The 25,649-nt window shown below is 68.7% G+C and carries 23 protein-coding genes; 9 read left to right on the top strand and 14 right to left on the bottom strand.

The features are described from left to right. Positions 1–14: 14 nt before the first annotated feature. The 9 genes from OZ403_RS17340 to OZ403_RS17300 form a co-directional block, all read right to left on the bottom strand. Complete coding sequence (locus tag OZ403_RS17340; protein WP_268784635.1) at positions 15–1,553, bottom strand: tetratricopeptide repeat protein; 1,539 nt, start codon at positions 1,551–1,553, stop codon at positions 15–17. A 23-nt stretch (positions 1,554–1,576) separates the two neighbouring features. Beyond that, a complete protein-coding gene (locus tag OZ403_RS17335) occupies positions 1,577–2,905 on the bottom strand; it encodes an outer membrane beta-barrel domain-containing protein (RefSeq protein WP_140854617.1) in 1,329 nt (442 codons plus the stop codon). 12 nt (positions 2,906–2,917) lie between these two features. Beyond that, on the bottom strand, positions 2,918–3,739 hold the full coding sequence (locus OZ403_RS17330) for an outer membrane beta-barrel domain-containing protein (protein WP_268784634.1): 822 nt from the start codon (positions 3,737–3,739) through the stop codon (positions 2,918–2,920). A 387-nt stretch (positions 3,740–4,126) separates the two neighbouring features. After that, a complete protein-coding gene (gene rplC, locus OZ403_RS17325; RefSeq protein WP_268784633.1) occupies positions 4,127–4,801 on the bottom strand; it encodes a 50S ribosomal protein L3 in 675 nt (224 codons plus the stop codon). Positions 4,802–4,947: 146 nt separating this feature from the next. After that, positions 4,948–5,718, bottom strand: coding sequence for a hypothetical protein (locus OZ403_RS17320; protein ID WP_140791258.1), 771 nt, complete (start codon positions 5,716–5,718; stop codon positions 4,948–4,950). Positions 5,719–5,784: 66 nt separating this feature from the next. After that, entirely contained in the window at positions 5,785–6,258 is a 474-nt protein-coding gene (locus OZ403_RS17315; protein ID WP_140791256.1) for a hypothetical protein, read from the bottom strand. Positions 6,259–6,316: 58 nt separating this feature from the next. Next, positions 6,317–7,387, bottom strand: a complete 1,071-nt coding sequence (locus OZ403_RS17310) for a HupE/UreJ family protein (protein WP_140791254.1) — start codon at positions 7,385–7,387, stop codon at positions 6,317–6,319. 47 nt (positions 7,388–7,434) lie between these two features. Next, positions 7,435–8,001 (bottom strand): hypothetical protein, encoded by a 567-nt coding sequence (locus tag OZ403_RS17305; RefSeq protein WP_140791252.1) that lies wholly within the window; start codon positions 7,999–8,001, stop codon positions 7,435–7,437. Beyond that, the gene (locus tag OZ403_RS17300; RefSeq protein ID WP_020478757.1) at positions 7,998–8,156 is read right to left on the bottom strand and encodes a lmo0937 family membrane protein; all 159 of its coding nucleotides are present in this window, start codon (positions 8,154–8,156) and stop codon (positions 7,998–8,000) included. Before OZ403_RS17300 ends, OZ403_RS17305 begins: the two co-directional genes overlap by 4 nt. A gap of 303 nt (positions 8,157–8,459) precedes the next feature. Here OZ403_RS17300 and OZ403_RS17295 point away from each other — a divergent pair, with 303 nt between their 5' ends. The 7 genes from OZ403_RS17295 to OZ403_RS17265 all read left to right on the top strand — a co-directional run bounded on the left by OZ403_RS17295 (position 8,460) and on the right by OZ403_RS17265 (position 17,745). Next, entirely contained in the window at positions 8,460–9,200 is a 741-nt protein-coding gene (locus tag OZ403_RS17295) for a lytic transglycosylase domain-containing protein (RefSeq protein WP_268784632.1), read from the top strand. A 185-nt stretch (positions 9,201–9,385) separates the two neighbouring features. Further along, positions 9,386–9,709, top strand: a complete 324-nt coding sequence (locus OZ403_RS17290) for an STAS domain-containing protein (RefSeq protein ID WP_020478756.1) — start codon at positions 9,386–9,388, stop codon at positions 9,707–9,709. Between the two features lie 95 nt (positions 9,710–9,804). Then, a complete protein-coding gene (locus OZ403_RS17285) occupies positions 9,805–10,785 on the top strand; it encodes an AAA family ATPase (protein WP_140854613.1) in 981 nt (326 codons plus the stop codon). Next, positions 10,782–11,750 (top strand): DUF58 domain-containing protein, encoded by a 969-nt coding sequence (locus OZ403_RS17280; protein ID WP_268784631.1) that lies wholly within the window; start codon positions 10,782–10,784, stop codon positions 11,748–11,750. The genes OZ403_RS17285 and OZ403_RS17280 overlap by 4 nt, the downstream gene beginning before the upstream one ends. Then, positions 11,747–13,801 carry a transglutaminase TgpA family protein gene (locus OZ403_RS17275; RefSeq protein ID WP_268784630.1) on the top strand — a complete coding sequence of 685 codons (2,055 nt, stop codon included), beginning with the start codon at positions 11,747–11,749 and terminating at the stop codon, positions 13,799–13,801. Before OZ403_RS17280 ends, OZ403_RS17275 begins: the two co-directional genes overlap by 4 nt. Before the next feature lie 432 nt (positions 13,802–14,233). Further along, complete coding sequence (locus OZ403_RS17270) at positions 14,234–15,121, top strand: RNA polymerase factor sigma-32 (RefSeq protein WP_020478755.1); 888 nt, start codon at positions 14,234–14,236, stop codon at positions 15,119–15,121. A 161-nt stretch (positions 15,122–15,282) separates the two neighbouring features. Further along, positions 15,283–17,745 carry an OPT family oligopeptide transporter gene (locus OZ403_RS17265; RefSeq protein ID WP_140791242.1) on the top strand — a complete coding sequence of 821 codons (2,463 nt, stop codon included), beginning with the start codon at positions 15,283–15,285 and terminating at the stop codon, positions 17,743–17,745. A 163-nt stretch (positions 17,746–17,908) separates the two neighbouring features. Here OZ403_RS17265 and OZ403_RS17260 read toward each other — a convergent pair whose 3' ends face one another. Then, entirely contained in the window at positions 17,909–18,244 is a 336-nt protein-coding gene (locus tag OZ403_RS17260; RefSeq protein WP_140791240.1) for a hypothetical protein, read from the bottom strand. 158 nt (positions 18,245–18,402) lie between these two features. On the opposite strand from OZ403_RS17260, the gene OZ403_RS17255 reads away from it, so the two are divergent. Next, positions 18,403–20,169, top strand: a complete 1,767-nt coding sequence (locus OZ403_RS17255) for a HEAT repeat domain-containing protein (protein WP_268784629.1) — start codon at positions 18,403–18,405, stop codon at positions 20,167–20,169. Between the two features lie 4 nt (positions 20,170–20,173). Beyond that, positions 20,174–21,484 carry an HD-GYP domain-containing protein gene (locus tag OZ403_RS17250; protein ID WP_140791236.1) on the top strand — a complete coding sequence of 437 codons (1,311 nt, stop codon included), beginning with the start codon at positions 20,174–20,176 and terminating at the stop codon, positions 21,482–21,484. Here the strand turns inward: OZ403_RS17250 and OZ403_RS17245 are convergent. The 4 genes from OZ403_RS17245 to OZ403_RS17230 form a co-directional block, all read right to left on the bottom strand. After that, a complete protein-coding gene (locus tag OZ403_RS17245; RefSeq protein ID WP_140854605.1) occupies positions 21,465–22,502 on the bottom strand; it encodes an RluA family pseudouridine synthase in 1,038 nt (345 codons plus the stop codon). The two genes, OZ403_RS17250 and OZ403_RS17245, sit on opposite strands and share 20 nt — an antisense overlap. Before the next feature lie 8 nt (positions 22,503–22,510). Then, the gene (locus OZ403_RS17240; RefSeq protein WP_011553384.1) at positions 22,511–22,774 is read right to left on the bottom strand and encodes a hypothetical protein; all 264 of its coding nucleotides are present in this window, start codon (positions 22,772–22,774) and stop codon (positions 22,511–22,513) included. A gap of 85 nt (positions 22,775–22,859) precedes the next feature. Further along, positions 22,860–24,686 carry a helix-turn-helix domain-containing protein gene (locus OZ403_RS17235; RefSeq protein WP_140854603.1) on the bottom strand — a complete coding sequence of 609 codons (1,827 nt, stop codon included), beginning with the start codon at positions 24,684–24,686 and terminating at the stop codon, positions 22,860–22,862. Continuing rightward, entirely contained in the window at positions 24,683–25,636 is a 954-nt protein-coding gene (locus OZ403_RS17230) for a P-loop NTPase (protein ID WP_268784628.1), read from the bottom strand. Before OZ403_RS17230 ends, OZ403_RS17235 begins: the two co-directional genes overlap by 4 nt. Positions 25,637–25,649: the final 13 nt, after the last annotated feature.

The raw sequence follows: 25,649 nt of genomic DNA, 5'->3' as shown, positions 1-25,649 counted from the left end.
CGGCGCTCGTGAACCTACGGCTGCTGTTCAGCGGTCTTCGTCGGACAGCCGCGCTTCAGCGTGTATTGGTAATAACCAATCTCGTCGATCCAGAACTCGCCCTGGAACTTCCAGTAGTTCCAGGCCGCGCCTGGCATCTTCGGGCGATACAGCGACTGCCGCGTCAGCAGCGCCTTCTGGTCCACGCCGGCCTGCAGCAAATCCTTCTCATCCAATGCCGTCTGCACGCGGATGATTTCCGCCTGGTCGGAGAAGGTCCGCAGATTGTCCGCTGCCTCACGGATGCGGCTCTGCGCCAGCGTTCCGCCCACCTGCAGCAGCGTCCCGCGCACCTCCTCGAGCGACGCGGTGGACTGCGCCGCCAGCGGCGTGCCGCGCCAGCGTCCGTTCGTCAGCGCACGCTTCTCGTTGTCCACGCGCTCCAGCATCCGCATCACCTCGCGGATGCGCTCGTTGTTGCGCAGCCACAGGTACACCGGGCGCGGCAGCCGGCGGTTCTCCGCCGCCACCAGATTGAAGGACTGCACCAGCGGCACGTCCTCCCCGGTGAAGGGCTCCAGTTGCTTCTCCATGGGGCCGTAGAGTTCGTCGAAGGCCGCCAGCGTCGTCTTCACCTCGTCGTAGAGACACGAGTAGTAATAGACAGTCGATTTCAGGATCCACGACTCGGGCTGGAAGGCCCCGGCGAACTGCGGCGCGTGCAGCGCCTGGAGGCTGCCGAGCGCGCCACCGAAGTCCTCGTTCTGGAAGCGCGCGAAGCCGTTCTCGAAGAGGGCCTGGTCCCAGTAGCGCGAGTAGCGCGGCACTCGCTCATAGGCGGCGCTAGCGTTGGCGTACTCGCCGCGGCGGTAATGGAGCCGGCCCAGGGCGAGGAGCGCCAGGTGCTGCGTGGCGCGCAGGTCCAGCTGCCCCTCCTTCGCGGCCAGCACCGCGTTGAAGGCGGCCAGCGCGTCCTTGTCCAACCCGGTGGACTCGCCGGGACGGCCCGGGAAGCGCGGGTCCGCCAGCACCACGCCGAGCAGGTAGCGCGACTTCGCGTACACGCGGCTGTCCTGGGGGACCGCCTCCAGCAGCGAGCGCGCTTCCTCGAAGCGGCTCTTGCGCTGGCTCACCGTGCCCACCAGGTAGTTGATGCGCGCGAGCACTTCCTTGGGCAGCGTCACCCAGCGGTCGCGCACCTCGTCGGTGTAGGCCTGGTTGAGGATGCTGGGGATGAGGTTGTGCTCATCCAGTTGCTGCTGCATGTCCACCAGCCCCTCCACCGCCTTGAGATACGAGGGGTGCGAGGGCCCGGCGTTGACGATGGCCGCATAGGCGATGAAGGCGGCCACGGGCAGGCCCTTCTGGGCCAGGGCCTGTCCGAGAAAGTACTCCGCCTTGCCCTTCACCTCCGCGTCGGAGGTGCTCTCCGCGAGTTCGAAGAAGAGGGGCGCGGCGGTGTCCATGTCACCGGCGTTGAAGGCGGCCAGCGCGCGGTTGTAGCCACCCGAATCAGGCTGGGCGGACACCGCGAGCGGCGCCAGGGCGACGAAGAGGCTGAGCAGTCGTTTCATGGCGGTTCGGGCCTTCCTGCGCATCAGAAGAGGACAGAGAAGCCGGCGTAGAAGCTCACGTTGTTGAGGACGTCCGAGGACGGCTCGGCCACCAGGTCGCGGCCCAGGATGATGTCCTCGCGGTAGTTCTTCTTCGTCTTCGGGTCGATGCCGTCGAACTTCTCGTAGCGGCAGCCGCCGCTCAGGTTCAGCGAGGCGAAGGACTGGTTGGTGGAACGCGCCGCCTCGAGCGCCTCGAAGTCCGCCAGGTTGCAGCCATCCACCCGGTCCACGCGCGCGGTGTAGATGAGGTCCCTCACCTCCACGCGCAGCGCGTACGACTCGCCGAACTGGAGCCGGAAGCCGCCACCCACCGAGCCCATGAACTTGGTGCCCGTGTCACCGAAGCGCGCGGGCACCCGGAACGACTCGCCCTCTACATCGTTCGTCACCTCGGGGCGGATGAGGTGGCGCGTGGAGCCGATGCCCGCGCCGCCACTGAGCACCACGCTGAACTGCGCGAGCGAGTTGTTGAGGAAGGCGAACTTGCCGTAGAGCGGCGTCACCTCCACGCCCGCATGGGCGCCCCACACCAGGAGCAGCGACGAGGCCGCCTGCGCCTGCTCACGGACCTTGTCGATGAGCTCCATGTTGAAGGCGCTCTCGTTCGAGTGCCAGTTGTACTGGCCCATCACCTGGAGGGCGAAGTTCTCCTGCAGGTGATAGGTGTAGTGCGCCGCCGTGCCCACGTGGTGGGTGTACTTCCCGTTCACCTGCACCGTGGCCGGGTACACCGTCAGCTCGTGACGGCCCTCGTCCGCGAAGCGCTTCTTCTGGACGATGTGCACCGACACGTTGGGGTTGTAGAGCGGCGCTCCGTTCACCAGTCGCTGCTGCTGCGCATCCGTGGTGCGCGGCGCATCGGAGCCCAGGTCGGACGCCAGCACCGGCGCATCATCGGGAGCCGGCGGCGCCTCCTGCCCGGCCATGCCCGTCGTCGCGGGAGCAGAGTCCGTCTCCACGGTGGGCGTGGGCTCGGCGGCGGGCACCGGCGCGGTGTCGTCAACACGGGAAGGCTCGCTCGCGGGCACCTCGTCGGTGCCATGCGCCGGGGCCGAGTTGGGGCGGACACCCGCGGGCGGCGCGGACGCTTCCGTCGCTTCGGCGGGCACCAGCGGCTCGGGCCGGGACGAGGGCCCGACAGGGGCCTCCGGAAGCGACTGGGACTGCGTGGATGGTGGCGGCACGGACGTCTCCGCACCGGGCGCGGGCACTTGCTGGACCTGCGCCAGCGCGAAGGCCGGAGCCGGGACGCGTGGCGCGGCCTGCGTGGCCGTGGCGACAAGGAGCGCGAGGGACAGGAACGGTCGCATAGTCAGGTGGACCTAGAAGGAGAAGGTGTAGCCAAGGTCGAACTGCATCAGGTGCGTGAGGCCAGGGCTGCGCGCGGGCTCACCCGTCGCCTGCCCCGCCTCCCACGCATCGCGCACCAGGTTGACGCGGTAGTTGTCCCGGAAGACCCAGTCGCGCAGCTCCAGGCGCACGCCGTGCTTGTCCAGGATGAAGAAGCGGAAGCCCACCGCCGCCGACACCACCGGGGCGACCCGCGACTCACTCACCCAGAAGTTCTGGGTGGCCGACCCGCGATCATCCACCGACGTGCGGTTGTCGCAGATGCCCAGCTCGCGGTTCACCACCTGCGCGCACTGGATCACGGAGTTGCGCTTGAGCGAGGCGAGGCCCCCGCCCGCCCAGACGTAGGCCTGGAAGTGGGCTGGCAGGTCCGACAGCAGGCTGAGCTTCCCGTAGATGGGCGCCCAGCGGACACCCGCCACCCCGTGCACGTTCATCTGCCAGAGGTCTTCCAGCTCGTCGGTGACGCGCTTGTCCTCGCGGTTGAGGAAGCTTTCGGAGATGGAACGCGCCAGGCCCGTGTGACGGCTGGCCGCGTAGCCGGCCCGTGCCTCCACCGCGAAGGTGTCGAAGAGGTTGTAGGCCACGCCGGCGTTGAAGACGTAGTGCGCCGTCAGGTGCGTCTGCAGCGGCAGACCGACCCCGAAGGACACCTCCAACTTGCCGCCCGGCTCGTACAGCCGGTTGCGGACGACGACGTTGTCCAGGACGTTCTCGTCGTCCTGTGCCGCGGCAACCGGTGCCGCCAGCGAGACGGCCAACGAAGCAAAGACGCAGAGCGTGCGTGCGATCATAATCCTGCCCGGCCCGTGGGGTGGGCCGCCATGAGCGGGAGTGCAAGGAACTCCCCGAGCCACGGAGTCCGCGTCACCTGACGCTCAGACTCCTTCGTGGGGCCTGGATGTGCGCACGGCTTCCACGACCGACAAGCCGAGATGGCCTGGAGTCGGAATTCTTTTCACGGTCGTCCCCACCGGACGCCCACCGGTCAACGTTTCCGGGGCATCCCGCGGCACGGGACGTGATGAAGCAAGCAGGCGGGTCGTCACGCGGGGCAGACACCTGCCCACCCGCGGAAACCGCACGCCACCCTGCCCCGCAAGACAAACGCCCCGCCCGGATGCCCGACGAATCGGGCCCGGAAGCGGGGCGCTTCGAGCGTTCAGACGCTCAGCAGCGAACTACGCGCCGCGCGCGGCCTTGTGCTGCGCGCGCATGGCCACCTTGATGCTGGGGCGGATGTAGACGACGCCGTTGTTGTGGCCGGCGACGGCACCCTTCACGAGCACCAGGCCCTTCTCCACGTCCACGTCCACCACGGTCAGGTTCTGGGTGGTGACCTGATCCACGCCGTAGTGACCGGGCATCTTCTTGTTCGGGTACACGCGGCCCGGCGTCTTACGCTGACCGATGGCGCCCGGGTGACGCTGGTACTCGTGCGTACCGTGCGTCTTCGTCTGCGAACCCTTGAAGTTCCAGCGGCGCATGACGCCGGCGAAACCGCGGCCCTTGGTAATGCCGGTCACGTCGACCAGCTCGCCCTTGGTGAACATGTCCGCCTTGACGGCGTCGCCCACGTTGAAGGAAGCAGCCTCCTCCGGCGTAACGCGGAACTCCTTCAGGTGGCGGCGGTAAGGCGCGTTGGCCTTCTTGAAGAAGCCGCGCTCGGCCAGGTTGAGAATCTTCTCGCGGATCTCACCAAAGCCCAGAGTCACCGCGGAGTAGCTGTCCTTCTCCGGGGTGCGCTTGCCAACGACCTGGCAGGTGCCCACGTCGATCACCGTGACCGGGATGAGGTTGCCCTCATCGTTGAACACCTGGGTCATGCCGATCTTCTTGCCAATCAGACCCTTCACGTCGTCCTCACTGCCAGCGCGCTGGTGGCGCGGAAAAACCCAATAAGTTCAATGACCTGGACTGCACGCGTCCCCGCGGTCGCCAGGAAGCGGCGCAATGTAGCAGACAGGTCCCCGCCGTCAAGCACTACGGGCGGGTGCCTCTCTCACTGCGCGCGATCCAACCGCGGGTAGAACGGTGCGAGCTGCGCATCGTTGATGCGCTGTGCATACACGTCTTCGCCCAGAAGGAACAGTGCCTGATCCAGATAATCCTCCGAGGCCTGGACCTGTTCCTCCTTGGCGGCGATTGCCTGGTCGATCTCCGCCATGCGGTGCTCGTGGTCGAGCTTCCGCTCCTCCGCCTCGTCCTCCATCTCCAGCATGCGCTTGTGCGCCAGGATGCCGGCCGCGCCGGGCTGACCGGGCACGGGCGTGAGGGCGGTGGCCAGGTTGGACTCCAGATCCTCCAGTTGCCGGCCGAGCCGCATCTGCTGGAGCCGGTTCTTCTTGAGGTTGCCGCGGGCCAGTTCGATCTTGTCGGGCGGCTCGCCGGTCAGCTCCATGTCGCTGATCTTCTTCTCGAGCTTGACCAGACCATCCTCGGCGTAGCGCTGTTCGGCCTTGCGAGACGCGAGCGTCTTGCGCAGCTCCTTCACCTTGCCGTCGATGGCGTCCACCGCCTTCTTCCACTTCTTGACGATGACGGCGTGCTTCGCCCGCTCCTCGTCCTGCACGGCGAGAAAGTCCGAATACGCCGCGTCCTCGTCGTTCATCTCCTGCTCGAGCGCCGCCAGTTCATCCCGGCGCGCCACCACGGCCTCTTCGGCGCGGTAGACGCGGTCCATGGAACGAGGACAGGTGGGCTTGCCCGGCAACCTGTCCCGAGCCAGATCGCCCAGCTGGAAGATGAGATCGTTGTAGCTCTCCTTCGCCATGAACGGATTTCTACGCCCAATGCTCGGTAACTGTCACCGGCAGAGCGAGAAACCCGTGTCATTCCCTCAGGAGTCACCCGGGACGGCGCTGGCCGGCGCGTCGGCGTGGACCACGGGCCCCAGGGCCCCTTCGGCCAGGGACAGCAGCTCCCGGGAGCGGTCCTGCTCCTCGGTGCGGTTCAGCTCGCAGACCCACGCGGAGGAGAGGTCCGCCTGCTGACGGGCCAGCTCCGCGGTCGTCTCGTAGCGGGCGGCCGACGCGCGGGCGAAGGCCCCCTCCCGGCGCAGTTCCAGCAACGTATCCGAATCCAGCTCGATGTCCTCGGGAGGAACCGGCAGTGGACCTCGGCCCAGCGCGGCCAGCCGTGCGAGCAATCGCGACGCGTGAGCCCGGCAGAACGCGGCCAACACCATCAGCCGTGCCCGGACCCTCGCATCCGCGATTCGCTCCGCCAGCGCCGTCATCCGCCGGGCGGAGACGACCTCCGCCTCCCACGCGGCGGCCAGCGCCGCGGCCAACCGGGTATGCCTCGCACCCATTGACGTCCCCCTGTTCCCTACCTTCAATCCGCCAACGTAGGAACGCCTCGCGCGGGATTCAACCGAGGGCGCGTTCAACCATCCAGTACCCACCAGCCGCGAGGATTCCGATGGACAGTCCCCTCACGGCCCTCGTGTGCAAAGCCGGACGGCGCTGGACCATGCGGAGGACGGGCAGCAGCACCGCCACCACCACCGCCTGGCCCAATTCCACGCCGACGTTGAAGCCCAGCAGCGCCGTCACCACGGACTCGCCCAGGCCGTAGCCGGCCAGCACGCCCGCGAAGCCGAAGCCGTGGATCAGCCCGAAGAGGAAGGTGACGAGCACCCGGTGCCGGTGCTCGCGCAGCACCAGGTTCTCCACCGCCACATAGATGATGGACGCGGCGATGGCGGCCTCCACCCACCGGGCCTGGGCTCCGTCCAACACCACCCAGCCCAGCGCGGCGGCCCCCAGCGTCAGCGAGTGCGCCACCGTGAAGGACGTCACCAGCAACAACACCCGCTTCCAGCCGCCCCCCACCAGCAGCACGGCCAGCAGGAAGGCCAGGTGGTCCACGCCCTCGAAGATGTGGCGCATGCCCAGGCCCACCCAGCCCGCGAAGCGGCTCAGCAGCGGCGTGCCGCGTCCGCCTTCCGGGACGTCCACTTCCGGCCGCGTGGCATCCGCGAACACGGCGCCTGGAACCTCCCCTTCCCTCACGCTGCCCAGGATCACCCGGTACTCCGCCGGCAGCCGCGTCAGCACCAGGAAGCGCTGGCGCATTCCACCCGGCGGGCACGTGAAGGTGGCGGAGAGTTCCACGAAGGACTGCCTCGGCGCCGCGGCGTGCGCGGTCCGCACGCACGGCAAGCCTCCGGAAGCCAGCGGCATCGCATCCCAGATGCCCGTGGCGATGGCGTCACGACGCGCGTCCAGTCCATTCCGCGTGAGGAGCGAGCCCCCATCCGCGTCGGCCAGGAGCAAGGCCAGCGTCTCCGGCGTCATCGTCAGAATCTGACGGACCTCGGGCGCCTCGGGCCGGGCGCGGTGCGCTTCTACATAAAGGATGTCGGCGTCGTGCGCGGCGGCGGCGCCCGCGGCCAAGAGCAGGCACGCGAGCATGGCCCGGGGGGAGACCCACGTCATGTCCCCTCCAGCCTGCCGTCACCGCCCGCCCGCGTCCACCCCGGGCGCTACTCCGAGACGAAGCGCAGCTCCACCTGCTGGCGGCCGCTCATCGGATCATGCCGCGCGCCGCAGGAGAAGCAGTGGAGTGCCTGGTCCCACTCCCAGACCACCTTCACCTCTTCGCCACAGCAGAGCATGGGCATGACGCGCAGCAGCTCGTCCGGCTCCGGCTCCATGGGGCCCGGCAGGGCCTCCGGCTCCACCGCCACGAACGTCGGCCTGGGGTTGACGGACAGCGTGCGCGCCACGTGCGCCAGCTGCTCGTACCGCACGTGGTTGGCCCAGGCGCGCGCCACGGCCTCCAGGTGCCCCTGCTGGGCGGGCGTGAGAAAGGCGTCCGCTTCCGCGCGGTAGCCGCAGTACGGGCAGCCCCAGACGGGAATGCCCTCCACGCACTCGTGGGCATTCTCGAAGGGGAAGAAGCCCAGGAGCTTGTGCAGCACCGCGCGCGAGTCCATGGGCCCCGGACGCGTCTTGAACGGCCGCTGACACTCCGGGCACTCGCGGCGCGTGAAGCCCACGGAGTCCCGGGGCAGCTCTACCCCCGTCACCTCCGGCGCCCCGCGCCTCACGCCGAGGCCGCCCGACGGCCCTGAGACACCACCGCCAGCAGGAGCGCCACCATCGCGAACAGCAGCAGCAGGTGGACCCAGTAACCCTCGGTGGAGCCGGTGGTCAGCCCCAGCCCCCACAACACCAACAGGATGATTCCCATCGTCCAGTACACGCCGCACCTCCACACGCACCACAGCCTGGCGCGGGCAAACCTAGGAACAGGAACCCGGACGGGCAACCCGGTCCTTTTCACAGTCTCCCGTTGGGAACGGCACTTCTCCACCCGGGCATTTTTTCAGATCCGCCGGGGAATCCAGCGCGCCAGTAACGGCAAATTCGTTGGCGCTCTTAAGGAGAGACACGCCGCGTGCGACCTCTGGCACGCGGGCTGCTTAGGCGTTGCTCCGTCGGCAGGTCTGTACATCCGTATGAGCGCACGGGGCGCGAGCGGCACGGCGGCGCCGGGAGGGGTGGGATGAGGGGCTGGACGGTGGCGGTGGCGGCGGCTTGGTGGGTGGGGACGGGGACGGCGGCGGTCGCGTTTCCGGTGCAGGTGCCGGAAGGTGCCCAGGGCGAGGGGCCGGAGGTGACGGAGCTGCGCGCAAAGCTGGCCGAGCGCGACGCCGAGCTGAAGGCGACCCTGGCGAAGCTGCACCTCTACGAGGATGAGGCCCACTACGCCGAGGCCGAAGCCCTGGGCATCACGGAGATGGTGAAGGCCTCTGGCCTCCCCGCCCGGCAGCAGCGCCGGCTGGCGGTGGCCATCGTCCGCGAGGCGGCTCGCAACAACGTCGACCCGCTCCTGGTGGTGGCGGTGATCCGCTGCGAGAGCTCCTTCAACAACTACGCGGTGTCCCACGTAGGGGCCATGGGCCTGATGCAGGTGATGCCGGACACTGGAACCTGGCTGGCGGACAAGGCCGGCCGGCGGCTGGGCCGCACCAGCAACCTCTTCGACTCGGAGACCAACGTGGAGCTGGGGACCGCGTACCTGGCGGACCTCATCCAGCGCTTCGGCACCGTGGAGAAGGCCCTGGTCGCCTACAACGCCGGCCCCGGGCTGGCCCGCCGCATCCTGGCCAAGAAGGAAGCGCGCACGAAGTTCATGGCCGGCTACCCCGCCAAGGTCGTGAAGGAATTCCGCAAGCTGAAGGCCGCGCAGGAGAAGCAGCTCACACTGCGAGAGGCCCAGAAGGCGCATGGCCAGAAGAGCTGAGCGCTGAGCAACAAGCCTTGCGACGGCTGCACGACAGTCGCGAGAAAGTTGCGATGTGGGGGGTAACCAAACCCGCGGACCATGTGCACTGTGCGCCGGGCGGGAGAACCCCACGGGTCCTCCGTGGAAGGACTGGAGCGATGACGCTCCAACCAGGGCTCCGCGCCAACTTGGAGAGCACAGCAATGTCGGGGCTACAAATCCATCGTGAGGAGTCCGCAGGTTCCGTGACGCTGCGACTGGAAGGCACGCTGGACGGCAAGACGGCAGAAGAGGTCCGGACCTCGCTGAGCGCCCTGAGTGGGTGTGAGGTCGTCCTGGACTTCGCCCACCTGCGGGAGTTCAAGGACAGCGCCGTGGGAGTCCTGACACGAGGCCTGGTGGAGCGCCCCGTCCAGCTGCGCGGCCTGGCCACCCACCACGAGCGGATGTTCCGGTACTTCGGTGTGGGCACAGGGACGTCGCCGCGCCCTGCCTACTACACGCCCGAGGACGTCTTCCTGGCGTAGGCGCTTCGCCGCCTCGGGAGGGAGGGAGCGTCCGCGGAGCAAGCCCGGACGCGAGGCGTGTTGGCAATCGAGGGAGTCGGCTACAGTGGCGGCAGATGAACCAGCCTGCCCGCGCCCTCTCCCCGGTGCCTTCCCTCGCAAACGCGCGCTCGGCGATGGAACGCATCGCCACCCAGCTGGGCCGCGCGGTGCAGGGAAAATCCTCCCAACTCCAGCTCGTGGTGACGTCCCTGGTCGCCGGCGGCCATGTGCTGCTGGAGGACGTCCCGGGCGTGGGCAAGACGACGCTCGCCGAGGCCATGGCCAAGGCCTGCGGCCTGAGCTTCGCCCGCGTCCAGTTCACCGCGGACCTGATGCCCGCCGACGTGCTGGGCGCCCAGGTCTTCCACGCGCAGACGGCCACCTTCCAGTTCCGTCCCGGTCCCCTCTTCCGGCAGCTGGTGCTGGCGGATGAGCTGAACCGCGCCCCGCCACGCACCCAGTCCGCGCTGCTGGAGGCCATGGCCCAGGGGCAGGTCTCCCTGGACGGCGCCACGCACGCGCTGCCCGCGCCCTTCACGGTGGTGGCCACGCAGAACCCGGTGGACTTCTCCGGCACCTACCCGCTGCCGGACTCGCAGCTGGACCGCTTCATGGTCCGCATGTCCCTGGGCCACCCGACGCCGGAGGTGGAGGCCGGGCTGCTCGTCACCCGCGACGGCACGCCGCCCCTGGACGCGGTGGAGACCGTCTCCGGGCCCGAGGAGCTGGCGGCGCTGCGCTCGTTCGCCGCGGCGCTGCGGTTGGACGCGTCGGTGGCGGACTACGTGGTGCGGCTGGCCACGGCCACGCGCTCGCACGGTGACCTGGAGCGAGGCGCCTCCACCCGCGCGGTGCTGGCGCTGGGCGCGGCCGCACGGGCCAACGCGCTGTGGGACGCCCGGGACTTCGCCACGCCCGGCGACGTCCACGCGGTGCTGGTGCCCTGCTGGGCCCACCGCATCCTGCTGCGCAGCGCCGTGCAGGGCGTGTCCGCGCGCGACGAGGCGGCGCACCTGCTGGAGGAGATTGCCCGAAAGGTCCCGGCACCCCGGTGAAGCCCCGGCTGCCGTCATGGTGGGCCCGGGTTCGCTCGCGGCTCCGCCCGCCGCGCACCCTCAAGGTGACGCGCATCGGACGCACCTATCTGGTGGTGACGTTCGGCGTGGGCCTGGGCGCCCTCAACACCGGCAACAACCTCCTCTACCTGCTGCTGGGCCTGCTGCTGAGCATGGTGGTGGTGTCGGGCGTCCTGTCCGAGCGCTGCCTGCGCTACCTGTCGGTGCGGCGCGTGGGCGCGGACGCGGCCTTCGCCCAGGAGCCCTTCACCTTCCGGTGGGCCATCTCCCGCGGACAGGGCCACGCCTTCGCCCTCACGCTGTCGGAGGCGGACTCGCCGCTCACCGGTGCGGGCGGCGTGGGTTACCTGCCCACGGGTGTGGACCACGTCGTGCGAGCGGACCTCTCCGCGCCTCAGCGAGGTCCCGTGCGGCTCACGGGCGTGCGCGTCACCACCACCTGGCCGCTGGGGCTGTTCGCCAAGACACGCACCTTTCCGCTGGAGAGCACGCTGCTCATCTACCCGCGGCGGACCTACGCCTGTCAGGACCCGGGCGCGCCGGAGCAAGGCCCCGTGGGCGACGCGGGCAATCCCCACCGCAATGACGGCAACGGGGACCTGAGCGGCCTGCGGGAGCTTGCGCCGGGTGAGGACGCGCGGCGCATCCACTGGCTCAAGAGCGCCTCCGCCGGGAAGTTGCTGCGGGTGGAGCGCGAACGCGAGGAGCGGCGCACCTTCGTGCTGACGGTAGCGGACGGGCTCGACGCGGAGGCGCTCGAGCGCCGCTGCGAGGAAGTGGCAGCGCTTGCCCGCCGGCTCATCGAGGAAGGTCACGAGGTGGGCCTGGACACGCCGGAGGAGCGCATCCGGCCCGCTGCGGGCATGGCCCAGGAGCGGCGCCTCCTGCGGGCGCTGGCGTGGCTGGGGCACGAGCGCCCTCGCGGTGACGAGGAGGCGGCATGAGGAAGGGCACGCGGCTGAGGCTGGTGCTGCGAGACCTGGGCTCCGGGTTCGCCTTCGCTTCCATGGCGGTGTCGGGCCAGCTCCCCATCTGGTCGCTGGTCCTCTACGGCGTGGCCCTGGTGGTCGCGCTTGCGGGGCGGCGGCCCTTCGCCAACCGGGTGACGCTCACCGCGCTGCTGCTGCTGGCCGTGGCGCTGACGCTGGGCACGAACGTGCTCGCGGGCTCGCTCAATCTGGTGGTGGCGGCCTGTGCCTTCGCGGGCCTCATCTCCGCGCAGCGGCTGCTGTCCACGCCGGACGCGGCCACCGACGGCCAGGTCCACCTGTCCGGCCTGTTGATGGTGGCGGGCGGCGCGGCGCTCTCTGGCGAGCTCGTCTACGGCCTCTTCCTGATTGCCTTCGGCGTGCTGGCCAGCATCGCCCTGGCGCTGGGCGTGGTGGAGTCCGCGGTCCCCGAAGGCGAGCCGGTGCCGGTGCGCGCGGTGATGGGCCCGCTGGCCACGGGCGTGGGCTTCGCCGTGCTGGGCGCGGTGGCCTTCTTCATCCTCTTCCCTCGCCTCAACTGGAACATGATTGGCCCCAGCGCCTCGCCCGGCCTGGGCGTGGCCACCGCGGGCTTCTCCAACACCGTGCGCCTGGGCGGCGCGGGCACCATCAAGGGCAACCCGCGCATCGTGCTGCGCGCCACCCTGTCCCCGGACCCGGAGAAGGAAGCGCTCGACGCGTACTGGGTGGGCCGCACCTATGACGTCTTCGACGGCATGGAGTGGTCCAACGCGCGCGCCACCAGCGACGGCTCCGAGTCCATGACGACGCTGCGGCCGGGCCGGGAGAACCTGATCCATCAGCGCGTGGAGCTGATGCCCGCGTACGGCGCGCGCACGCTGGTGGCGCTGGAGACGCCCTCGCGGCTGGGCAACGCCGTGGCCAACACGCAGGTGGGCTCCCGGCGCACGCAAATCCACGAACTGGGCGGCGGCGAGGTGCGCTTCCGCGACTCCGGCATCTCGTATTCCTATGAGGCCTACAGCCTCCCGCCCGGTGCCAGCGGCGACGACGTCCAGGACCTGCCCCCGGAGGAGCAGGATGCGCTGCTGTCGCTGCCGGAGGGACTGGACGTCCGCGTTGGCCAGACCGCCGCGCGGGTGCTGAATGGCGAACGCGACCCGCTGGCCGCCGCGCGGAAGCTGTCCGCGTGGCTGCAACGCGAATACAGCTACACGCTGGAGTTGAGCGGCGACGTGCCGGACCCGGTCGCCGACTTCCTCTTCCAGCGCAAGCAGGGCCACTGCGAGCACTTCGCCACCGCGCTCACGTTGATGCTGCGCACCCAGGGCATGCGGGCGCGGCTGGCCACCGGCTTCTTCGGCGGCGAGCGCGTGACGGGCGGCTACGTGGTCCGCGCGGGTGATGCGCATGCCTGGACGCACGTGCTGGTGCCGGGGCGCGGCTTCATCACCGTGGACGCGACGCCGCCGGCCCACCGCGCGAACCAGTCCCCTCGCCTGCTGGAGCAGCTCATCAACTTCTATGAAGTCGTGGAGTCGCAGTGGCGTGACGTCGTCCTGGACTACAACTTCCGCGATCAGCTGACGGTCGTCCGCTCGCTCACTCGCTCGCACGAGGTCCCGAAGAAGGACGAGCCGCCCAGCCGCGCGCCGCCCCCCCGGGCCTTTGGTGCCGCGCTGCTCGCCGCCGCCGCGGCCTATACCGCCTGGCGGTTGCTGACGCAGTTCCTGTCGCGTGAGCGGCCGTTGGAGGCCACGCGCTTCGCGGACGCGGTGGAGGCGCAGCTCGCCTCCGCGCGAATCACACGCGTCGACGGGGAGACACTGGAAGCACTGGACGCTCGGCTTGCCCGGGAGCGGCACCCGCTGTCCCCCGCCCTGGCGCCCGTCGCCCGGCGCTACCTGGAAGCCCGCTTCGGCGGTCGCCCGCTCCAGCAGGGAGAGGCTGCGCGGCTGCTGACGGACTTGAGACGCGCTGTTCTCACGGAGTCCCAGCGCGTCGCCAGCGAGGGCACTCGCCCGCCCCAAGCGCGCGCTTCCTGACACCCAGACCTCGGTCCTCGCGCCTGACCGCCAGGCCGCTCACCGCGCGTGCCGGCGGCCCGGGTGTGTCAGCGGCCTGAGGCGTCGTTACGCCTTTTCCCGCGGGGCGGCCACGTCGTGTGACGGGCATCGCTCCAATGGCCGCGCCCTCACTGGGAGCACGGCCCTGCGCAGCCCCCGGGAGGCTTGAATGCGAACAGTTCTGAATCTCCTACAGCTAGCGCATCCGGCGATTCATGCCGGTGCAACGTAACGGTTACAGGATTGCGGCGCTGTACACGCCGCTGGAGCACGCCAACCCCTCGCAGACATTGGGAATGGCCCTTCGGGGCAGGTTGGCATTTCTGTTGCTCAAGCTCCCTTCGTCACGTCGTCAGACGAAATCCATCCATCCCAGCCTCACCGCGAGGCTCACCGTCGGAGAAATCATTCATGCAGGCATCCACCGAGCAGTCGTCCAACTCCGGCTCCCTGGCGATGTACCTCTCGGAGATCAACCACTACTCCCTCCTCAAGGTGGAGGAGGAGCAGGAGCTTGCTCGCCGCTTCCTCAAGGGCGACCTGGCGGCCGGGCACCGGATGGTGACGGCCAACCTGCGCTTCGTGGTGAAGGTCGCCTATGAGTACCGCTCCTACGGCATCAAGATGTCCGACCTCATCCAGGAGGGGAACATCGGCCTGATGAAGGCCGTGCAGAAGTTCGATCCGGACAAGGGCATCCGCCTCATCTCCTACGCGGTGTGGTGGATTCGCGCGTACATCCAGAACTACATCCTCAAGAGCTGGTCGCTCGTGAAGCTGGGGACCACCCAGGCGCAGCGGAAGCTGTTCTTCAGTCTGGCCCGCACGCGCCGCGAGCTGGAGAAGTTCGGCAGCGGTGACGCGGCGGTGAACGTGGATGACATCGCCCGCAGGCTCCACGTGAAGCCGGGCGAGGTGCGGGAGATGGAGCAACGCATGGGTGGCCGTGACCTGTCGCTGGACGCGCCCATGGGCGAGGACGGCGGCAACAGCCACGTGGACTTCGTGGTGAGCGCCGCGGCCCCGCAGGACGACGAGTTCGCGGACAAGGAGGAGGCAGGCCTCATCAACGCCCGCGTCCGTACCGCGCTGATGCGCCTGGACCCGCGTGAGCGCTTCATCATCGAGCAACGCGTCATGAACGAGCGCCCCATGACGCTCAAGGAGCTGGGTGAGCACTTCGGCTTCTCGCGCGAGCGCGCCCGCCAACTGGAGATTCGCGCCAAGGACAAGCTCAAGTCGGAGCTGGCCGCGCTCATGGCCGAGGTGGACCCGGAGGCCGTCGCCGCCCAGCAGTGAGCCTGGATTGACCCGGCCAGTTGTCCCGGCATTCCGGGGCAGGCCCGCATCAAGGCGCCTCCGCCCTACCGGCGGGGGCGCTTGCCTTTTGAGGGCGTTGTTTCACGGCCAGCCGGGGGCCTGCTAGAAAGAGCCGGTTTCCCTTCGAAGGAGCCCCCTGCTTGGCCCACGGTTCGCCGCCGATCTCCGAGGATCGCGTCCCGATCGCGCAAATGCTCGCGACAGTCGCCCATACCCCGTACGTCCCCCCCGACAAGTCTCCGGCGGAGATGACGATACGAGCCCTGGTGCTCGGCTCGGTGCTGGGCATCGTGTTCGCCGCCTCGTCCGTATACCTGGCCGTCAAGGTGGGCCTCACGGTCTCCGCGTCCATTCCCGTCGCGGTGCTCTCCATCGCCATCTTCCGGGCCCTGGGCAACTCCAGCATCCTGGAGAACACCATCGTCCAGACGACGGGCTCGGCCGGTGAGTCGATCTCCTTCGGTGTGGCCGCCGCGCTCCCCGCCCTGCTGCTGCTGGGCTACGACATCAGCCTCACCCACGCCTTCCTCACGGCGGCGCTGGGCGGCGTGCTCGGCGTGCTGATGATGATTCCGCTGCGCCAGGGCCTCATCGTCCAGGAGCACGGCAAGCTGCCCTACCCGGAGGGCACCGCCAGCGCGGACGTGCTCATCGTCGGCGAGCAGGGCGGCACCAACGCCCGCACCGTCATCACCGGCTTCGTGGTGGGCGGCGTCTACAAGCTCGCCTACTCCGGCATGAAGTTGTTCCGTGAGGTGCTGAGCACGCCGCTGCAGGGGCTCAAGAGCGCCACCCTCTCCACCGAGGTGAGCCCGGAGCTCCTGGGCGTGGGCTACATCATCGGCCCCCGCGTGGCGGCCATCACCTTCGCCGGTGGTGTGCTGAGCTACCTCATCCTCATCCCGGCCATCTCGTTCTTCGGCAGCGGGCTGGAGACGCCGCTGCTGATGCACAACGGCCAGCTCATCCGGGACATGTCGCCGGACCAGATTCGCAATGCGTACGTGCTCTACATCGGCGCGGGCGCCGTGGCGACGGGCGGTCTCATCAGCCTCATCCGCTCGCTGCCCACCATCATCGGGGCCTTCAAGCGCAGCCTGGAGTCGCTGAAGGCGTCGCGGGGCCAGGGCGCCATGCCGCAGTTGCTGCGCACGGAGCAGGACCTGCCCATCACCGTGGTGCTGGGTGGCAGCGCGCTGCTGGTGCTGGCCATCTGGCTTGCGCCGCCGCTGGAGGTGAACTTCATCTCCGCCATCCTCATCGTCATCTTCGGCTTCTTCTTCGTCACGGTGAGCGCGCGCATCACCGGTGAGATTGGCAGCTCGTCCAACCCCATCTCCGGCATGGTGGTGGCCACGCTGCTCATCACCTGCCTCGTGTACCTGCTCATGGGCTGGACGTCGTCCGAGGACCGCTTCATGGCCCTCACCACGGCGGCCATCGTCGGCATCGCCGCGTCCAACGGCGGCACCACCGCGCAGGACCTCAAGACGGCCTTCCTGGTGGGCGGCACGCCCCGGCGCCAGCAGATGGCGCTGTTCGTCGGTGTGCTCACCAGCGCGATGTTCATCGGCCTGGTGCTGGTGACGCTCAACCGCGGCGCCACCGTCACCATCCCCGAGCCCCACCCGGGCGTGAAGGTGACGGAGTTCTCCAACGAGACGCGCGTCCAGCACACCTTCCCCTGGGCCGTCTCCGCCGACACGATGGCGGCCCGCGGCCTGGACGAGGCGGCGCTGCGCAAGGCCGTCTGGGCGAAGGGCTACGAGCTGAACACGCAGAGCGGCGCGATGGAGCTGCGCAGCTGGCGCGACGTGTCCTCGCAGGACGTGGGCGCGGTGACGCTCAACGTTCCCAGCGGCGCCCCCATCAAGGTGGCGGACCTGGGCGCCGTCACGGACGGACCGGAGCGCACGTACAAGGAAGGTTACGTGCGCGGCGCGGAAACGCCGGTGCCCGCGGGCAAGTACCTGCTCGATGAGTCCGACACCATCCAGTACGTGGTGGACCCGGGCATCGGCGGCCGCATCAGCGTCTACGAAGGCCAGCAGCTGACGCGCTACGCGGCGCCCAAGGCGCAGCTGTTCTCGCTCATCATCGACGGCATCCTCACCCAGAAGCTGCCGTGGGACCTGGTGCTCCTGGGCGTCTTCATCGCGCTGATGCTGGAGCTGTGCGGCGTGTCCTCCCTGCCCTTCGCGGTGGGCGTGTACCTGCCCATCAGCAGCAGCGCGCCGCTCTTCGTGGGCGGCATGGTGCGCTACTTCGTGGACCGCATCCGCGGCGGCGAGTCCGACTTCTCGCCGGGCACCCTGCTCTCCTCCGGCTTCATCGCCGGTGGCTCCATCGCGGGCGTGCTCATCGCCTTCCTGGAAATCGTCACCGACGGAGCAGGCACCCGCGCGCTGAACCTGCCGGCCCTGCTGGGCAACCAGGGCGGCCTGGGCAGCTTCCTCAACATGGTAGGCGAGAGCGAGCACGCCCACCCGCTGTGGTCCAACCTCTGGGGCCTGCTCTTCTTCGCCGGCCTGACGCTGTTCCTGCTGCGCTCCGCCCTCAAGGGCCCGAGCGCCGCCGTGTCCCCGCCGCAGAAGGAGGCGTAGGCCACGTGCCCGGGCCTCCGCCTGGAGGCCAGGTGAAACACCGCTGAGACACCCGGGGCGGCGAGGCGCAATCCTCGCCGCCTCGCTCATTTCCGGGGCGGGTGCGGCGTGCCTCCTGAAACCCCGTCCAGGAGGCGGCGAGCACCCACCCGGGCCGTCACGCTCAGAGCGGCGAGTGGGAGGACGGCACGGGCTCCGGCGGCACGAGGCCAGCGGCCTCCGCGGCCTCCGCGCACACGTACTCCGTGCGCAGCGGCGCGACGATGCCGAAGGTCGCCGCGAAGACGACGGGGCCCCACCACGGCCAATACACATCCACGCGGGAGAAGCCGTGCTGGCACTCCGGCGTCACCACATTCGAGGTCGTCAGCCCGGCGACCAGGCTCACGCCGGTCTGCTCTTCGGGCGCGCCTCCGCGCGGCGCGCCGGAACGGAGGCTCATCCGGAAACACCCCGTCAACGAAAGCAGCAGCAGCGAGCACGTCAGCAACCGCGCCATGGACGTCGCCCCGTTCCGGCGGATGACGCATGTGGCAACACAACCGGGAATCCCCGTCATTCTCATGCCCCGTCACGGGGACGACACCCAAGCCATGAGACTGCTACGGGCCGTCTCCTGGGTCGCCGTCCAAAATCGGGTTAGGCTTGGGCGACAGCATGGCCCACCCCCCTAAAGCCATCCAAGAATCCAGCGCGGAGCCCCAGCTTTCGCCTGAGGCACGCGAGAAGGTTGAATTGGCGAAGACGTTCGCCTTCCACCTGCTCAAGGGCATCAAGCAGATCGGGATGTATCGCCACAACGAGTCGCGCTTCCCGGAGTTCCTCGGGAAGGCGCTCGAGTCGATTGCCTCCTACACAGACAAGTTCGGTCCCCTGTCGATGAAGGTGGAGCAGCAGAACTTCCTGCTCCTCGGTGAGTCGCTCTTCTCCGAGGACACCCCGCTGCCCTACAAGTTCTTCCGCGACGGCATCCGGCAGCTCATCTTCCGCCCGGGTCTCACGGTGGAGGAACTGACCACCTTCACGCTCATCGCCCTGTCCGAGCCGGAGCGCGGCGCGGAGGACGTGCTGGCGCAGCTGTGGCGCGCGAGCATGGAGCACGTGGAGTACGTGGTGGTGGAAGGCTTCTCCATGGAGAACGCCAGCGAGGAGGAAGTGCAGGTCGAGGTGGACAAGGTGGTGGGCTACCTCTACTCGCGCCTGCAGACGAACTCGGATGACTACCTGCGCTTCGCGCGCGTGTCCGCGGAGGACCTGGACGCCAAGCTGGACGGCGTGGAGCAGATTCGCGGACTCGTGGTGGGTGGACGGCATGCCTCGGACGAGCTGAAGGCGAAGCTGCAGCGCGAAGTCTCCGAGGAGGAGAACTCCCGGCTGTTTCCCAAGCTGGTGAGCGCCGTGTTCCAGGTGGTGGAAGGCGGCGTGGATGACGCGTCCCTGCTCGAGGAAATCTTCGTGCAGTTGCTGGACATGCTCCTCCTCCAGGACGACTTCGGCACCATCAACCAGATCGTCCTCAAGCTGCGCGCGCTGTCCCAGCGCGAAGGCAGCGAGGACCTGGCGAAGATGTTGGAGAACTTCCTCCACAAGATGGGCGAGGAGCAGCGACTGATGCGGGTGGGCGAGTCGCTCAAGTCGACGCGACCGAAGAACCCCGCGGACGTGTCGCGCTACCTCCAGGTGTTGGACCGGGACTCCATCATCCCCCTGCTGTCGGTGCTGGAGAGCATCGAGGTCGCCGACAACCGCACCCTGCTATGTGACGCCCTCGCGGGTTTCGCGCGCGAGGTGCCCGAGCCCTTCGTCGCGCGGCTGATGTCAGAGCGGCCGCAGACAGTACGCGACATGGTCTACATCCTGGAGAAGAGCAACCACCCGGACCGGGTGAAGATGTTCGGCCAGGTGCTCAAGAGCCCCAACCTGGTGGTGAAGTTGGAGGTGCTCAACATCATCGGCCGCGGCCGCACGGGCGAGGCCCGGCGCATCATCATGGACGCACTCACGGACTCCATCTCCCAGGTGCGCATGCTGGCGGCGAAGCTGCTGCCGGAGTTCGACCGCGACAAGGGCTACGCGGACCTGATGCGCCTGGTGCGGGAGCCCGGCTTCGACAAGAAGACGCCCGACGAGCGCGCCGCGGTGTACGCGGCCATCGGCTCCACGGGCACCCCGGGCGCCCTGTCGATGATGCAGCAGATGCTCGCGACGAAGCCCTCGCTGCTCAACAAGAAGCGCGTGCTGGAGGACAAGCTGCTGGCCATCCACGGCCTGGGCGGCGCGTGCTCCATCCAGGGCTACAAACTGTTGCAGGCGGTGGTGGAGGACAAGAACCAGCCATTGGAGGTCCTCACCTCGGCTCGCAAGGCGATGTACCAGACGAAGAAGGCGCTCTTCGGAGACTCGGCGCTGTCGGAGGAGGCATAGGCGTATGGCCGACAACCTGAAAATCACCCAGTCGCAGGACGAGAACACCAGCGAGTTCGGCCGCGAGCACAACGAGAAGCTCCAGAGCCTGGCGCGCTCGTTGGTGGCCGGCATGTACATGCTGGTGCGCTCGGTGAAGATGTATGACCCGGAGAACGCGGTCTTCCAGAAGCCGCTGCACCAGCTCCAGGACATCATCAATCAAATCATCGGCAAGGAAGGCCGCCTGGAGCTCACGGGCGTCAAGGAGTCGTTCTACCTGAACGGCATGCTGGTGAAGGTGGACCTCAACTCCATCGAGAACCAGCGATACCTGCTGACGGAGCTGCGCTCGAAGGACGTGGGCGGCTTCACGCTCACCAAGCCCGTCACCGTTCCGGAGCTGAAGAACTTCATCTGGATCTTCAGCAAGGAGCAGACGACCGCGTCCGAAGAGGACGGCCTGTCCAACCGCAAGCTGCTCAACATGCGGGTGGCCAAGTTCTCCAAGCTGAAGGAGAAGCTGAACAAGGACCTGGACAACCCGGGCGACCAGAAGGTGGACCGCAAGAAGTACGCGATGACCATCTACGCGCGCGCCGTGTTCTTCCTCACGAAGTACCTGCAGTCGGTGCGCGCCGGAAAGCCCATCAACGCCTCCAAGGCGCTGCGCCTGGTGCAGGACTTCGTCGACATCTCCTACGAGCAGCGGACACACTTCCTGGGCATGACGACCATGCGGCGCGAGGACGACTACCTCGTGTACCACCAGGTCAACGTGTGCCTCATGAGCGTCGTCTTCGGCGCGGAGCTGGGGCTGACGAAGCCGCAACTGCGTGACCTGGGCTACATCGCCCTCTTCCACGACGCCGGCATGGCCACGCTGTCGGAAGAGCTGTCGACGAAGCGAGGCGCGCTGACGCCCGAGGAGAAGCAGACGGTGCAGCGCGCGCCGCTCATCTCCGTGCGCAACATCCTGATGGAGAAGGGCTTCAGCCGCTCCACGCTGCTGCGCGTGGTGACGACGTTCGAGCACAAGACGGACTTCGGTACCGCCGTGCGCGACTCCCGCGGCAACATCCAGATGATCATCCCGAAGACGAACCTCGGGGCGTACGCGAAAATCATCGCCATCTGCGACGCGTACGACGCCCTCACCTCGAAGCGCCCGTACCGGGATGCCTACGGCCCGGAGGTGGCGCTGATGCTGATGTGGTCGGAGATGCGGAACAAGTTCGACCCGGAGCTGCTGGCCGTCTTCATGCGGGTGATGGCCATCCAGCCCGTGAAGGTGCTGTCCAAGCGCCAGCAGTCGCTCAGCGTGTCCGGCCTGTAGTCCGCTTCGAGCCGCCCGCCGCCTTCCGGGGCGCGGGCTGCTTCCGGGTGGCAGGCGGGGCTTCCGGCGCGGGGACGGTGGCCCGGAGCAGCGTCAGGGCCGCCTCCAGGTCCGCGGGAATGGGCGCCTCCAGCTTCAGCACCTTGCCCGAGCGCGGGTGCGCGAAGGACAGGCGCCACGCATGGAGCGCCTGCCGCCCCAGCCGCTCCTGGGCCTCCGACGCGGCGCCCTTCGCCTTGCGTCCGGCGCCGTAGAGCGCGTCGCACAGCAGGGGGTGGCCGGCTTCTGCGAGGTGCACGCGAATCTGGTGCGTGCGGCCGGTGAGCAGGTCCACCTCCACCAGCGCGGCGCCATCGAAGGCCTCGAGGACGCGGAACACGGTGATGGCGTTCTTGCCCTCCTTCACCTTGCCCGTGAAGCGCTGGCGGTGGATGGGGTGACGGCCGTAGAGCGTCTCGATGCGCCCTTCCGCCGGCGGCACGCCGTGCACCAGCGCCAGGTACGTCTTCTCCACCGCGCGCGTCTTGAAGGCCTTCTGGAGCGCCACCAGCGTCTGCTCGTTCTTCGCCACGACGAGACAGCCGGTGGTGTCCTTGTCGAGCCGGTGGACGATGCCCGGCCGCAGCTCGCCCCCGACACCGGCCAGGTCCTTCACCCGGTGCAGCAGCGCGTTGACCAGGGTGCCAGAGGCATGGCCCGCGCCGGGGTGGACGACCATGCCCGCCGCCTTGTCGACGACGACCAGGTCGCGGTCCTCGTGCAGCAGCGCGAGCGGGAGCTCCTCCGCCAACGGGACGGCGGGAACGGGCGCCGGAATGTGGAGGACGAGCAGCTCACCGCCGCGCAGACGCCGGGCCGGTTTCGCCGGCTGGCCGTCCGCGAGCACATGCCCGGCCTCGATGAGGCCGTGGATGCGAGAGCGCGTGAGGTCCGGGAACGCGCGCGCGAGGTACTGATCGACGCGCTCGCCGCGAGCTTCGGGCGGAGCGCGGTGCTCTCGCGTGTCAGGCGCTACCACGGGAGGGGTTACCAGATCTTCGACTTCACATGCGCCTTCGAGCGCAGGACGATGTCGTTGATCGCCCGCTCGAAGAAATTCATCTTCGTGAAGATCTCCTGGCTGACGCGGCTCTTGTAGAGCTCGCGGCCCTCTTCCAGTTCCTCCTTGAGGACCTCGAAGAGGTTGTCCTGTTCGATTCCCTTGATGATCTTCTGCTCGTTGTAGAGCGAGATATCCGAGGCAATCGCACGGGCGAGCCGCATCGCCTTGACCTTTTCCTCGTCCGTCATCGTGCTACCTACTTAGGCAGCGGCTGGAGGCGAGTCAACTTTCCTCGCAACGCCGGTGACATCCGAGCACTTCCGGGCGCCTCCCCTACTTCCGGCCTGACTTCTCAGAAGACAGGGCCAGGTAGCTCTTGGAGACGCGGAGTGGATCCAACCCCAGCTCGCGGGCGAGGCTCATCAGGATACCTCGCAGGTAGACCGAGGGCGGGAGCAGGTTGTAGCGGTCCGCCTCGACGTTCTCCAGGTGCATGCGCGTGATGCGGGTGCGGTCGGCCACCTGCTGGAGGGTCATCCCCCGGGCCTCTCGGACCTGGCGGAGCAGCTCGCCGTTGAACTCGGCGTCGGATGGGATGTCCGGGACGCGAGGCCGGGGCTCACGGGCCCTCGACGCGGCCTGGGACACCTGCGCCAGCGCCGCCTCCGCCGTGGCGATGGCGGAGTCCTGGGCGATCTGCGGCGCGTCTCCCAGGGGCCGCCCGGGACGCGCCCCAGCCCGGCCCGGCTCGGACGGAGCCTCCGAGGCAGGCGACGGACGGACAGGGACGAGGGCGGTCGAGTCGGCCTCGGGTGCCTGGGGGGCCGGAGGTACCGGGCTGGCGCTCGCTAGAACCGGCGGGAGGGGCTCCGCGCTGGCTTCCGATGTCGGGGCGCCAGGCGCGGCGGTAGCAGGCGCCGAGGGGGATGGCGCCGCTACGGCGCTGACCGTGGCACTTTGCGTGGGAACCGACGCGGCGGCTGGGCCACTGGCCGGAGCTGCCGGGGCAATCACCGTGGCACTGCTTTCCGACGCCGGGGCACTGACGGGAGCGGCCGAGGCGGGAGTCGGTGCGACGGCCGAAGCCGTCGCCGGGGCATCACTGACTGAAGCCGGCGCGCTGACGGCCGCTCCCGATGCAGGCGGCGGCACGGCAGAAGCAGTCACCTGTGCATCGCTGACCGAAGCCGGCGCGCTGACAGTGGCTGCCGTAGCAGGCGTCGGCACAGCGGCAGAAGCAGGCACCGAGGCATCACTGCCCGAAGCAGGGACGCTGACGTTGACCTGCGGAGACGTCGCCGGAATCGGCGCGCTGCCCGTTACCGAAGGGGCGCTCGGGGAAACCGAAGCAGCCTCGCTGGCCGGAACAGTGACAGGCGCCACCGCAGCAGCCCCCTGGGTCACAGCCGTCTCACCCACCGACGCCGCAGGCACCGCCCCGGAGGCCTCGCGCTGCGACTCAGCGCTCACAGCCATCGTGCCCGTCCCACCACCGGAAACCTGGGGCTGAATCGACGAAGCGGGAACATCCACCGCGCTCCCCAGCCGCTGCGTGTCCTGCAACGAGCTGGACACATACGCGAACGAGAACCCACGGAAGAACGACGCCCGGAAGTCCGCCTGCCCCGAGGACGCCGGCACCGGCTCCACTCGAGGCTCCGTCGCATTGGCCGCGGCCTCCCCTTCCCCGTCCCGCCCCGTCATCGCGGTCTCCGAGTCCTCCACCGGCACGTCTCGCACTGCTTCTGGCCTCCCGTTCGTCCCCGTTTCGGGGACCTGTGTCAAAAGGCCGCCAGTCTGATCTTCCGCGCCGGATGCGGCAACCCCAACAAGCTCCGGCTCCGCACGCTTTTCCACCGGCGCCTCGGCGTGGGCCACCTCGCCCCCGGTCGACACCGCGTCCATCAACCGGCGGGCCGGGAGCCCCAGATCCTTGTCGTACTCGGCACGCAGCTCTTCGTCGGAGAGAATCTCCAGCGCCTCGGCCATCCGAGTGCGGAGCCCATCCACCTGGCCCTCGTCCACGAGCGCATAGACGGCGATGGAGTCCGGCGAATACAGCTCCATCAGCCGTTCGTATGCCGCCCGAATCTCCTCCATCGGAGCGGTGACGGGGACTTCGAGAATCTCGTAATAGGTCTGCTGCTCGAAGGGCTTCATGGTGTGGAGCGCTGGGGGGAGCCGTCGAGTGTGAGGATACGCGTTGCGATGCCCTGAATGGCAGTGGCCGCCGCGGAATCCGGTCGCTCGATGAGGACGGGCTTGCGCTTGCGCACCGCTCGCCACGCCTCGTCGTCGTAGCGAATGGCACCCAGGACATCCATTTCGATGCCAAAGAACTTCTTCCATGCGGCGGCCACCGAGGCGCCCACCGACAGGTCCGCGTCCGTACGCGCCTGATTCACGATCAGCCGGATGCGGAACGCGGAGAGCTCGCGCTCCAGGCGGTCCGCGATGACCGGGTCCTTGCGCCGGGCCTGCGCCAGCACGTCATGCAGGGTGCGCAGCGCCCCCTCGCGGGTGGTGAGCGCATCCTCCACCAGGTCCTCGATGCCGTACTGCGACTCCACCTGCTGGAGCTTGCGGAAGAAGGCCGCCTTCGCGAAGCGGTAGGCGTTCTCCACCGACGTGGGCTCGGGCAGCATCACCAGCACGCCGTGGTCGGCGAGGATGAAGAAGTCGATGGTGTTGAAGCTCGTCCCCGCGCCCAGGTCCAGGATGAGGTAGTCCGCCGACGTGCCCATCAACGTCCGCAGCAGCTTCTGCTTCTGCGCGTACTTGAGGTTGGCCGCGTCCAGCGCATCCTGCGCGCCGGCGATCAGCGACAGCCGGGGCACGCCCGTCGGAACGATGACCTCTTCCAGCTGCGCCTTGTTCCGCCGCAGGAAGTCGGACAGCGTCGCGTTGGGTTGCCCCACCCCCAGGCATGTGTGGAGATTGGCGCCGCCCAGGTCCACGTCCACGAGCAGCACGTTGGCCCCGGATTGGGCCAGGGCCACGCCCAGGTTGGCGGACACCATGGACTTGCCAATACCGCCCTTCCCGCCTCCTACGGCGATGATGCGCCGGGGGCGAGGACGGCGTGACAGACCAGGAGGACCGGAGACCATGGGGCTTGGTTCC

It is taken from the genome of Myxococcus sp. NMCA1, assembly GCF_026810205.1.
GTDB lineage: Bacteria > Myxococcota > Myxococcia > Myxococcales > Myxococcaceae > Myxococcus > Myxococcus xanthus_A.
Note: the sequence above shows the minus strand (reverse complement) of the source record. Positions and strands in the feature narration are given on the sequence as shown.

What these genes read in the sequence shown, in the direction of transcription:
- OZ403_RS17295 (WP_268784632.1), top strand. Translation starts at nt 8,460, where the DNA reads ATGAGGGGCTGGACGGTGGCGGTGGCGGCGGCTTGGTGGGTGGGGACG.
- OZ403_RS17335 (WP_140854617.1), bottom strand. Translation starts at nt 2,905, where the DNA reads ATGCGACCGTTCCTGTCCCTCGCGCTCCTTGTCGCCACGGCCACGCAG.
- OZ403_RS17230 (WP_268784628.1), bottom strand. Translation starts at nt 25,636, where the DNA reads ATGGTCTCCGGTCCTCCTGGTCTGTCACGCCGTCCTCGCCCCCGGCGC.
- OZ403_RS17270 (WP_020478755.1), top strand. Translation starts at nt 14,234, where the DNA reads ATGCAGGCATCCACCGAGCAGTCGTCCAACTCCGGCTCCCTGGCGATG.
- OZ403_RS17250 (WP_140791236.1), top strand. Translation starts at nt 20,174, where the DNA reads ATGGCCGACAACCTGAAAATCACCCAGTCGCAGGACGAGAACACCAGC.
- OZ403_RS17260 (WP_140791240.1), bottom strand. Translation starts at nt 18,244, where the DNA reads ATGGCGCGGTTGCTGACGTGCTCGCTGCTGCTGCTTTCGTTGACGGGG.
- OZ403_RS17315 (WP_140791256.1), bottom strand. Translation starts at nt 6,258, where the DNA reads ATGGGTGCGAGGCATACCCGGTTGGCCGCGGCGCTGGCCGCCGCGTGG.
- OZ403_RS17240 (WP_011553384.1), bottom strand. Translation starts at nt 22,774, where the DNA reads ATGACGGACGAGGAAAAGGTCAAGGCGATGCGGCTCGCCCGTGCGATT.
- OZ403_RS17275 (WP_268784630.1), top strand. Translation starts at nt 11,747, where the DNA reads ATGAGGAAGGGCACGCGGCTGAGGCTGGTGCTGCGAGACCTGGGCTCC.
- OZ403_RS17290 (WP_020478756.1), top strand. Translation starts at nt 9,386, where the DNA reads ATGTCGGGGCTACAAATCCATCGTGAGGAGTCCGCAGGTTCCGTGACG.
- OZ403_RS17255 (WP_268784629.1), top strand. Translation starts at nt 18,403, where the DNA reads ATGGCCCACCCCCCTAAAGCCATCCAAGAATCCAGCGCGGAGCCCCAG.
- OZ403_RS17235 (WP_140854603.1), bottom strand. Translation starts at nt 24,686, where the DNA reads ATGAAGCCCTTCGAGCAGCAGACCTATTACGAGATTCTCGAAGTCCCC.
- OZ403_RS17320 (WP_140791258.1), bottom strand. Translation starts at nt 5,718, where the DNA reads ATGGCGAAGGAGAGCTACAACGATCTCATCTTCCAGCTGGGCGATCTG.
- OZ403_RS17310 (WP_140791254.1), bottom strand. Translation starts at nt 7,387, where the DNA reads ATGACGTGGGTCTCCCCCCGGGCCATGCTCGCGTGCCTGCTCTTGGCC.
- OZ403_RS17285 (WP_140854613.1), top strand. Translation starts at nt 9,805, where the DNA reads ATGAACCAGCCTGCCCGCGCCCTCTCCCCGGTGCCTTCCCTCGCAAAC.
- OZ403_RS17330 (WP_268784634.1), bottom strand. Translation starts at nt 3,739, where the DNA reads ATGATCGCACGCACGCTCTGCGTCTTTGCTTCGTTGGCCGTCTCGCTG.
- OZ403_RS17340 (WP_268784635.1), bottom strand. Translation starts at nt 1,553, where the DNA reads ATGAAACGACTGCTCAGCCTCTTCGTCGCCCTGGCGCCGCTCGCGGTG.